The sequence below is a fragment of the uncultured Brevundimonas sp. genome, from assembly GCF_947305955.1.
GTDB lineage: Bacteria > Pseudomonadota > Alphaproteobacteria > Caulobacterales > Caulobacteraceae > Brevundimonas.
Window position 1 is genome coordinate 56,792 of sequence record NZ_CAMZFB010000012.1, and the last position, 10,385, is coordinate 67,176.

A 10,385-nucleotide genomic window follows, 5' to 3' on the forward strand; every position below is an offset into this window, starting at 1 on the left:
AAAGAGCCGCAACGCCTGTAGGACGTGCGGCTCTTCTGATGTTTGGATGCCGTTCCCGTCAGGCTGACGGCAGCAGCTCGCCCGCGAATGGACGGTAGCGGCCTTCGCGCACGCCCTTGGTGGCGCGGGCGATATCGGGGGCGAAATAGTGGTCGCTGGTGTAGGGGGCAGCCGCCTCGCGAACGATGGCATAGGCCTGTTCCAGTTCGGGTGAACTGGTCAGCGGGCGGTGGAAGTCGATGCCCTGGGCCGCGGCCAACAGTTCGATGCCGACGACATTGGCGGTGTTCTCGGCCATATCCAGCAGGCGGCGTGCGCCGTGGGTGGCCATTGAGACATGGTCTTCCTGATTGGCGCTGGTCGGCACGGTGTCGATCACGCACGGATGGGCCATCATGCGGTTTTCCGCGACCAATGCCGCCGCCGTGACCTGTGCGATCATAAAGCCCGAGTTCAGGCCGCTTTCCTTGACGAGGAAGGCAGGCAGTTCGCTCATCTTCGGATCGACGAGGATGGATGTGCGGCGCTCGCTGATATTGCCGATCTCGCACAGAACCATCGCGATCTGGTCGGCGGCATAGGCGACTGGCTCGGCGTGGAAGTTGCCGCCGGAGATCACGTCGCCGTCCTCGATGAACACCAAGGGGTTGTCGGTGACGGCATTGGCCTCGCGCTCCAGCATGGCGGCGGCGTTGCGCAGGACATCCAGCGTCGCGCCCATGACCTGAGGCTGGCAGCGCAGGGAATAGGGGTCCTGCACCTTGGAACAGTCGTGGCGGTGGCTTTCGCGGATGGCGCTGCCCGACAGGATTTCGCGTAGGCGTTTTGCCACGTCGATCTGGCCCGGCTGACCGCGTAAGGCATGGATGCGGTGGTCGAACGGCGCGTCGGAGCCTTTCAGTGCATCGACCGACAGTCCGCCCGCAGCGATGGTGGCGGCGAACACATCCTCGGTCGCGAACAGTCCGGCCAGAGCCAGAGCGGTCGAACATTGGGTGCCGTTCAGCAGGGCCAAGCCTTCCTTGGGGCCAAGCACGATCGGCTCAAGTCCGGCTTTCGACAGGGCGGTGACGGCATCCATCACCTGACCCTGATAGCGGGCCTCACCCACGCCGATCAGGACGCTGGACATGTGCGCCAACGGAGCCAGATCACCCGAGGCACCGACCGAGCCCTTGGACGGGATCAGCGGCAGTACGCCTGAGTTGACCATGCCGATCAAGGTTTCCAGCGTGCGGCGGCGGACGCCCGATGCGCCCTTGGACAGGCTGGCGATCTTCAGCACCATCAACAGACGGGTGATGTCTTCGCTCAGCGGCTCGCCCACGCCGCAGGCATGGCTGAGGACGAGGTTCTTTTGCAGGGTTTCTAGGTCGTCCGCAGCGATGGAGGTGTTGGCCAGAAGGCCGAACCCCGTATTGATGCCATAGACCGTGCGCCCTTCCTTCAGGATGGCCTCGACCGTCGCGGCACCTTTCTCGACATTGCCCCATGCGGCATCCGTCAGGGACACGCGGACCGGCCCGTTCATCGCGGCGCGCAGTTGCGACAGGGTGAGGGGCGCGGCCCCGATTTCGATTGCGGTGGTCATGGTCTTAGAGGTCCAGCGAAGGCAGGTTCAGGCCGTTGGCGCGCGCGGCGTCCTTGGCGATGTCGTATCCGGCGTCGGCGTGGCGCATGACGCCCGTGGCGGGGTCGTTCCACAGCACGCGCTCAAGGCGTTTGGCGGCCTCTTCGGTGCCGTCGGCCACGATGACCACGCCGGAGTGCTGGGAATAGCCCATGCCGACCCCGCCGCCGTGGTGCAGCGACACCCATGACGCGCCCGACGCCGTGTTCAGCAGGGCGTTCAGCAGCGGCCAGTCGGATACGGCGTCCGAGCCGTCCATCATGGCCTCAGTCTCGCGGTTGGGGCTGGCGACGGAGCCGGAATCCAGATGGTCGCGGCCGATGACGATGGGGGCCGACAGTTCGCCCGATTTCACCAACTCGTTGAACATCAGCCCCGCGCGGTGGCGGTCGCCCAGACCGATCCAGCAGATGCGGGCGGGCAGGCCCTGGAAGGCGATACGCTCGCCCGCCATGTCCAGCCAGCGGTGCAGGCCTGCGTTGTCAGGGAACAGATTCTTCATTGCCTCATCCGTCTTGAGGATGTCCTCGGGATCACCCGACAGGGCGGCCCAGCGGAACGGGCCGATGCCGCGACAGAACAGCGGGCGGATATAGGCGGGCACAAAGCCGGGGAAGTCGAAGGCGTTCTTCACGCCCTCGTCAAAGGCGACCTGACGGATGTTGTTGCCGTAGTCGGTGACGGGGATGCCCATCTTCTGGAAGTCGAGCATGGCCTGAACGTGTTTGGCCATGGAGGGGCGCGATGCCGCCTCGACCTCGGCGGGGGCGGTGACGCGCTTTTCTTCCCACTCGGCCACGGTCCAGCCCGAGGGCAGATAGCCGTTGACCGGATCGTGGGCGCTGGTCTGGTCGGTCACCAGATCGGGGCGGATGCCGCGTTTGACCATTTCCGGCAGGATGTCGGCGGCATTGCCCAAAAGGCCGATGGAGGTCGGTTTACCGTCTTTCAGTGACTGTTCCAGCAGGGCCATCGCCTCGTCCAGCGTTTCGGCCATGACGTCCAGATAGCGGGTGCGGATGCGGAACTCGATGCGGCTGCGCTGGCACTCCACGGCGATGCAGGACGCGCCCGCCATGGTCGCGGCCAGCGGCTGCGCGCCGCCCATACCGCCAAGGCCGGCGGTCAGGATCCACTTGCCCGACCAGTCACCGCCATAATGCTGGCGACCCGCCTCCATGAAGGTCTCATAGGTCCCCTGAACGATGCCCTGGGTGCCGATATAGATCCACGATCCGGCGGTCATCTGGCCGTACATGGCCAGACCCTTTTTATCGAGTTCGTTGAAATGCTCCCACGTCGCCCATTTGGGCACGAGGTTGGAGTTGGCGATCAGCACGCGCGGGGCATCCGCATGTGTGCGAAACACGCCGACCGGCTTACCCGACTGGACCAGCAGGGTTTCGTCCGCTTCGAGGCGCTGGAGCTGCTCGACGATGGTGTCAAAGGCCTGCCAGTTGCGGGCCGCCTTGCCGATTCCGCCATAGACGACGAGGTCCTCGGGGCGCTCGGCCACCTCGGGGTCGAGGTTGTTCATCAGCATGCGCATGGCGGCCTCTGCGGCCCATGTCTTGGCGGTTTTCTCCGGCCCGCGGGGGCTGCGGATGACGCGGCTATTGGCGGTGGTCATCGGTAACGCTCCATGCAACATCGCTGTTTGACGAGCGGAGTTCTGCACGGGTTTTCCATTATGTCTAGACATTATTGTTGTCGCGATGCAGGGTCGGCCCATGGATATTGAGCCGCTGCACAGACGCATCGCCGGTGACATCGAGCGCCGGATCGCCTCGGGCGAGTGGGAGCCGGGGTTCCGCATCCCGACCGAGGCCGAGCTGATGGCCGAATACGGCTGTGCGCGCATGACGGTGTCGCGGGCGATTACCGATCTGGCGGCCCGTTCGCTGGTGGTGCGCCGTCGCCGGGCGGGCACGGTGGTCGCCCATCCTCCGGTGCATTCCTCGGCGCTGGTCGCCATTCCCGACATCCAGTCCGAGGTCGAGGGTAGGGGACTGGCCTACAGTCACACCCTGCTGGCGCGGATCGTGCGGCCCGCGACGGTGGGCGAGGATATGGGCAGCCGCGTGATCGAACTGGCGACACTGCACCTGTCGGACGGGCTGCCCTTCGTGTTCGAGCGGCGTCTGATCTCTCTGGATGCCGCGCCCGATGCGGAAGCGGCGGATTTCGCGGCCCAGCCCCCCGGCGGATGGTTGCTCGCCAATATGCCCTGGACCGAGGCCGAGCACCGCATTTCCGCCGTCGCCGCCGACAGCGAGACGGCCAGCCATCTGGGCCTTGCCGACGGCACGGCCTGTCTGCGGCTGGAGCGCCGGACATGGCGCGACGGTCAGGGCGTGACCCGCGCCACCCAGATTTTCCCCGGCACGGCCTATGATCTGGTCGCGCGCTTTTCCCCCACGAAAGGATGACCGCCATGAGTGAACAGTCCGAAGCCTTGGGTTGGCGTTCCGTCGGGGACTTGGTCGGAGATTATCCCTATGCGCGCGTGGCCTTGGTGGGGGCACCGCTGAACGAGCGGTCGCTGACGCCGGGGCGGTGCGATCTGGGACCAAAGGCGCTGAGGGGCGTTCTGCCACGCCTTTCGACCTATGATGTCGAGACGGGTCTGGAACTGGACATCCGCGTGCATGATGCGGGCGATGTGCCGTTGAAGGCTGTCTCGCCCGCGGACGCATTCGAGCCGGTGCGCGATGCGGTGAAGGAACACGAGCATCGCGACCTGACCATCCTTGTCGGCGGCAATAACGCGATCACTCGCGCGGGGGTGCACGCACTGGGGCTGGATCGCGTGGGCGTTCTCACTCTGGATGCCCATTTCGACCTGCGCGACACCGATCAGGGCCTGACCAACGGTAACCCCATTCAGGCCCTGCTGGATGACGGCCTGGACGGACGCCGCATCAGTCAGGTGGGCTTGGCCCCCTTTGCCAACACCCGCCGCGCCCATGAAAAGGCCAAGGCGGCGGGCATCAGTGTGCGCACAGTCCGCGAATGCCGCGAGCAGGGATTGGCCGCTGTGGTGGCCGATGAACTGGAGCGCCTGTCGGCCCTTTGCGTAGCCATCTACGTCGATTTCGACATCGACGTGATCGACCGCAGCCAGTGGCCCGCCTCACCGGGAGCAAGGCCGGGCGGCGTATCGGTGCATGAGTTCTTCGACGCCGCCCGCGTGGTCGGTGCGCATCCCAAGGTGCGCGTGGTGGACCTGACGGAATACGATCCGTCGCTCGAGGTCGGTGATCTGGGCTCGCTGACGGCGGGGCGGTGGTTCTGCGAGATCCTGAGCGGAGTTTCGGCGCGATGATCGAGGCGGACCTGCTCATTACCGAATGCAGACTGGCCACCATGACCGAAGGGGGCGCGCCCTATGGAGCCATCGAGGATGGCGCGATCCTGATCCGCGACGGGGTGATCGTCTGGATCGGGGCGCGGCACGACCTGCCCGATTATACTGCCGTCCGCACGGACAGGCTGGAAGGCCGCTGGGTCACGCCCGGGTTGATCGACTGCCACACCCATCTGGTGTTTGGCGGCGACCGCTCGGGCGAGTTCGAGCAGCGGTTGGAAGGCGTCAGCTATGAGGATATCGCCCGCTCAGGAGGCGGTATCGTCTCTTCGGTTCGGGCGACCCGCGAGGAGAGTGAAGACCAGCTTTTCGCCTCGGCCATGAAGCGTTTGCTGGGGCTGAAAGACACTGGCGTCACCACAGTGGAGATCAAGTCCGGCTATGGCTTGGAACGCGACAGCGAGCTGAAGATGCTGCGCGTCGCCCGCCGGATCGGGCGCGAAGGCGGGGTGCGAGTTCGCACCTCCTATCTGGGTCTGCACGCCCTGCCGCCGGAGCACAAATCCGACCGCGTCGCCTATGTGGATAAGGCTGTGGATGACATCCTGCCCGCCGCCCATGCCGAAGGCTTGGTCGATGCGGTGGATGCCTATTGCGAGCCGATTGCCTTTTCGGTCGATGAGGTCAGCCGCCTGTTCGACAAGGCGAAATCGCTGGGCCTTCCGGTAAAGCTTCACGCGGACCAGTTGTCTGACAGCGACGGCGCGGCATTGGCGGCCCGCTATGGTGCCCTGTCGGCGGACCATATCGAATATGCCAACGCGGCCGGCATCCGCGCCATGGCCGATGCGGGGACGGTCGGGGTTCTGCTGCCCGGCGCCTTCCTGATGCTGCGTGAGACGAAGACGCCGCCCGTGGAACTAATGCGTCGCCATGGGGTGAGGATGGCGGTGGCGACAGATTGCAACCCCGGCACGTCTCCCGTGGCGTCCATGACGGCGACGCTCAATCTGGCCTGCGTGCAGTTCCGCCTGACCCCTGAAGAGGCCTTGGCTGGTGCCACACGAAATGCGGCGCACGCGCTTGGAATCAACGATGACGTGGGAACGATAGAAGTCGGCAAACGGGCCGATCTGGCGGTGTGGGACATCCAGCGTCCGGCAGAGCTAAGTTACTGGCTGGGCGCACCGTTGCTCGCCGTCGTCTACGTCAACGGCGTGCTTCTGTAAAACGTGCGCAGAATCCGAACAGGTGGGATGGATGTCAAGAGAAAAACTGTTGTTGTGGTTGCAATTTGGTAAAATGACGGATCGTATATTCAATAATATCAGTGATAAAAAATAGCCGCGCTCAATAGTTTGAAGCTATCAAGCGCGGCTCGTGATTAAACAATACTTATATTGTTCAATCGGTCAGGTATATTTCAATCTAAAACTTTCATACTGTTTGCTATGATTATTGGCCTTGTAGGGATTTGATCTCCTCAAGGTCGCGAGGAGGAGCGAGCCACAATGGTTGCTCATTGGTGACGAAATCTCGAATTGATGCGGGCAGGTCCTCGAACCTGCTGAAGCGCCAACCAACCTGGTGCAGGTAGGCTGTGCCAGTGCCAAGAGCAGGCGGCGTTGGAACCGATGAGACGAAGCTAATCATCTCATGGTGCTCCAGCTCAGCGGTCTCTGGCATGACAAAGAAATCGTAGGTCTCGAACATCTGCAAACGCTGACCGTTGGGCAGAGGTCTGTCGCGATATACCGGGACCGTAAAGTTCACCATGTCGCCAATTCTGCGGGCTGTGATGACCTCGTGGGGGCCCGTAGTACTGACTCGATCACCCGTGCCCATCACGGAAATGGTTTGCAGGCGGTCACCCACCAATCGGTAGTGGATTTTCTGATACGTAAAGAGGATTGGATCGAGGGCTACGCCGTTGACCTCGGTCAGTATCTTCTTAGTCGTCGGGTCGCGATAGATGTATACCTTTCGAGACAACTGTATGTATCCGCCAGGATAGTCAGGATCTGGAATTAGTCGCGCTGTATCGAAACCTTCTACGATGGCTAGGACCTTGCCGGTTGGAAACTCTGTGATCTCTCCGGTCGAGTACCAATAGACCGCCGAGGCCTCCAAACCGCCAGTTCTAACCTCCAGCCAGGTTTTGAACAGTTGCTCGTCAAAGCCGTTAGCGGCTGCAGGTAGCGGTGCCAGAATGGCGGCCAAGGCTACGCTCGCGGCACAAAAAATACCCCGTACGATTTTCATACTAACCCCTCCAAATGTGACCTCTTGTGTTCATTTGAATACATGTCTAACAATGTTATCGCAGTGTCAACGCCCCCTCTCAGATTGGGTTGATTGAAATCCCCGAGGTGGCCTGAGGTCTGCGCGAAGTTTGTAAATGAGGACGCGTATTAGTTTCAGAACCTAGGGGCCGGAGGGGGCTCCTTGCCAAAAGGGGCACTGACCGATGAAGACATCCTGCTTACTATTCGTCACGGCTTCCGCTTTTACCGCGCTCACTACAGTTGGAAGTAGTGCTCATGCGCAGGACAGTGGTCAGGTCGCCGCCGCGTTCCTCGAAGACATCGTCGTGACCGCGCGAAAACGCGAAGAGTCGGCGCAGGATATTCCAGTCTCGGTGACTGCAATGAGCGCCGAAGCCATGGCTCAGTTGCAGGTCGAAACCGTAGTCGATGTCGCGCGATACACGCCGGGCTTTCAAATGCAGCCGGCATTCGGCAGCTTTAATGACCGCCCTGTTATTCGTGGCGCATCGAACCTCATAGTGGCGGACGGCAAGGTTGGCGTCTTTATCGATGGCGTGCCTTGGTTTGGCGCGCTGTCCACTCTGGATATGGATAGCTTCCAGCGGGTGGAAGTGATGCGGGGGCCGCAATCTGCCCTTTACGGTCGCGGTACCCTGTCGGGCGCAGTCAACATGATTACCCGTAGTCCTGGCAGTGATCTGGACGGACGCGCCAGCGTTACTTCCGGCAGCGACGGACGCCTCGACTACAGTATCAATCTCTCCGGCCCCGTGGACGACACCTTGGGCTTCGTAGCAGGCCTCAGCCACTCGGAGTTCGGAGGCCAATACCAAAACGAGATCGGCTATCGTGAGATGTTGGGTGCGCGTTCGTCGGACACGCACAACCTTGGTCTCTACTTCAGACCGGAAGGCGGGTTTGAGGCTTCGCTGAGATATTACGGCATTAAGTCCGAGGAAAATCAGGCTGCTGTCAGCCTCATGCCCGCTTCGGAGAACAACTGCTATCTCACAACCCGCCCATATTATTGTGGCACGGTAAAAGCGCCGACTAGCTTTAGAATTAACACCGACCGCGTCGCGTCGCCCGGCTTGGAGCGCGAGACGCACGCGGTGATGGGAAATGTGAGCTACGAGTTTGCTGAAAGCGGCGCTCGACTGTCCTACTTGGCCGGACGCTCGAAAACCTACCTCAAGACGGGGTTGGATCTGAGCTACGACGACCGTGAGTTCATGCTCATGGGAGCGTCTTGTCCGTTCGTGCCGATCTCCAACCGCGATTGCTCGGCTACGGTCTTCAACGATACCAGGGCTCAGAATCGCGAGGCGGTAACCCACGAACTTCGTTTTGATGGGCCTGCAATAGGTTCGCTCCGGTGGTCTGTCGGCGGCTATTATGGCGCTGATAAAACGACGCCGCTGCGGGATTTCCTAGAGTTCACCGAAGTTGGCCCAGAGGTGATGGAGGCGATCTATGAAATCGAAAATCTCGCTGCCTTTGGTGGCTTGGAATACGATCTCAGGGAAAACCTGACCCTTAGCCTGGAAGGGCGTTGGCAGAAGGACACGGTCACTCAAACCGGTCAGTCCTATCGTGTCAGTGACCTGTTCACGCCGCAGCAGATTGCCCAACTGCGTAACCCTCTACCCAGCCAAGTGGTCGGGAATACAGATAGCCGTACAGCCACTTTCGAGACTTTCCTGCCGCGTGTCAGCGTGACATGGCGTCCGTCTGCAGATTTGAATCTCTACGCCCAGTATGCAGTCGGTAACTCGCCCGGCGGCTTTAATGTGGTTACCTCGCCGGTCGCGACCTATGACGAGGAACGCCTGACCAATACAGAAATTGGTGCCAAGACTTCGCTGTTCGGGTTCCGGTATCTGAATATGTCGTTGTTCCACAACGTCATCGATAATCAGGTTTTGAGCTCAACGTTCCAGACAGCTACGGCTACCGGCAGCTACATGGCGAACATCGGCGAGACGGAGGTCAACGGCCTCGAAATTGAGGGTCTTCGCTATTTGACGTCGGGCCTCTCTGTGCGCTTCGCCTACACCTTCTTGGATACCGAAATTACTGAAGGGGTGGATAATGATGAGGCCATCCTTCATCTGGGCGTCGCATGTAAAAGTCTGGTGCCCGGAGGGACCAGCTATTTCGTGGATCTTTCGCGTCTTGGATGCCTTGATGCGGCTTCTATCGTCGGCCGCCGCACGCCACTCGTCTCTGAGCATTCGGGCAGCATTGGCCTGAAATATGAAGGTACGACGAACTGGAATGATGTCGACTGGTTCGTTGCAACCGACCTCACCTATGTTGGCTCCTTCTTTGGTCAGGTTCACAACCTGATCAAGGTGCCGGCTTCACAGAGGGTGAATCTAAATGCGGGCCTGTCGTTCAAGGACTTCCAGGTCAACGTGTGGGCTCGAAATCTTCTGGATGATGACTCGCCAATCGGGGCGCTGCGATACGTGGATTACGGCGCAGCACCGGTCCAGTCGCCAGGTGGGGATTCGCCCCGCGGATTCCCGGTGAGTGCGGCTGAGCGCCGGACTATGGGGGTAACGCTGTCCGTCCGATTTTAAGGGCCTGCTTCCAATGTGAGGCGATTAACGGACGCTACTAAAAATGTTCTGAGCCGCACCGCGCCAGCGCACGATCATAACCGATCGGGCGCTGGTATACGTTTGAGCTCTGGTGTCGGATGCAATGGTGCGAGGGAGAAATTTAGCTGAGCTTTGAAGGGGGGGAGTGTTTCACTTGTGACCATGTAAAATTCGGTTGTAGCGCTCGTTTGTACTAGGCTTTTACTATGGCTTCGGTTGTGGAGGGCGGGGCTATCTGTCGCGTCTTAGAGGGACAGAGCATTTGTTTCTGTGGTTTTCAGGGCAGGGGCTGGTTCTGGCTGAGGACATCTGCACTGCCCCACAGGAACTCATTGTGCTTCGAGAGAAGTCCGATGGCCGCGCGCGTAGCCAGAAATCGTCTACGGTCTCGTATGAAGACCCCCCTGAAACGAAGGAATTGAGATCCGGCCTCAGGGCGTGGGAGGCGTGCATGAGGCTGCACAAGGTCATCGACTTAGGTTGGGGGAACGTCTTCAAAATCCGAGGAGTGTCACCTGTACCGCGTCTTCATTTGGTTGGGGGGTCTATGGCTGTCGATTTTATTTTGGGTGGTT

Annotated in this window: 7 protein-coding genes; 4 read left to right on the plus strand and 3 right to left on the minus strand. The window is 61.0% G+C overall.

Annotated features, from left to right (window positions below; all coding sequences use genetic code 11):
* Positions 1-58: 58 nt before the first annotated feature.
* Together hutH and hutU are read right to left on the minus strand one after the other, a co-directional pair.
* Complete coding sequence (gene hutH, locus Q0Y42_RS05155) at positions 59-1,591, minus strand: histidine ammonia-lyase (protein ID WP_297800898.1); 1,533 nt, start codon at positions 1,589-1,591, stop codon at positions 59-61.
* Between the two features lie 4 nt (positions 1,592-1,595).
* On the minus strand, positions 1,596-3,260 hold the full coding sequence (hutU, locus tag Q0Y42_RS05160) for a urocanate hydratase (RefSeq protein WP_297800899.1): 1,665 nt from the start codon (positions 3,258-3,260) through the stop codon (positions 1,596-1,598).
* Between the two features lie 100 nt (positions 3,261-3,360).
* Here hutU and Q0Y42_RS05165 point away from each other — a divergent pair, with 100 nt between their 5' ends.
* Genes Q0Y42_RS05165 through hutI form a run of 3 tightly spaced genes read left to right on the plus strand, consistent with a single transcriptional unit; the run spans position 3,361 to position 6,166 of the window.
* Entirely contained in the window at positions 3,361-4,059 is a 699-nt protein-coding gene (locus Q0Y42_RS05165; RefSeq protein ID WP_297800901.1) for a UTRA domain-containing protein, read from the plus strand.
* 5 nt (positions 4,060-4,064) lie between these two features.
* Positions 4,065-4,955, plus strand: coding sequence for an agmatinase family protein (locus Q0Y42_RS05170; RefSeq protein WP_297800903.1), 891 nt, complete (start codon positions 4,065-4,067; stop codon positions 4,953-4,955).
* Complete coding sequence (gene hutI / locus Q0Y42_RS05175) at positions 4,952-6,166, plus strand: imidazolonepropionase (RefSeq protein WP_297800905.1); 1,215 nt, start codon at positions 4,952-4,954, stop codon at positions 6,164-6,166. The genes Q0Y42_RS05170 and hutI overlap by 4 nt, the downstream gene beginning before the upstream one ends.
* Before the next feature lie 226 nt (positions 6,167-6,392).
* Here the strand turns inward: hutI and Q0Y42_RS05180 are convergent, their stop codons facing one another.
* Complete coding sequence (locus tag Q0Y42_RS05180) at positions 6,393-7,199, minus strand: hypothetical protein (protein ID WP_297800908.1); 807 nt, start codon at positions 7,197-7,199, stop codon at positions 6,393-6,395.
* 205 nt (positions 7,200-7,404) lie between these two features.
* Here Q0Y42_RS05180 and Q0Y42_RS05185 point away from each other — a divergent pair, with 205 nt between their 5' ends.
* Positions 7,405-9,789: a TonB-dependent receptor gene (locus tag Q0Y42_RS05185; RefSeq protein WP_297800911.1), complete on the plus strand. Its 2,385-nt coding sequence runs from the start codon at positions 7,405-7,407 to the stop codon at positions 9,787-9,789.
* Positions 9,790-10,385: the final 596 nt, after the last annotated feature.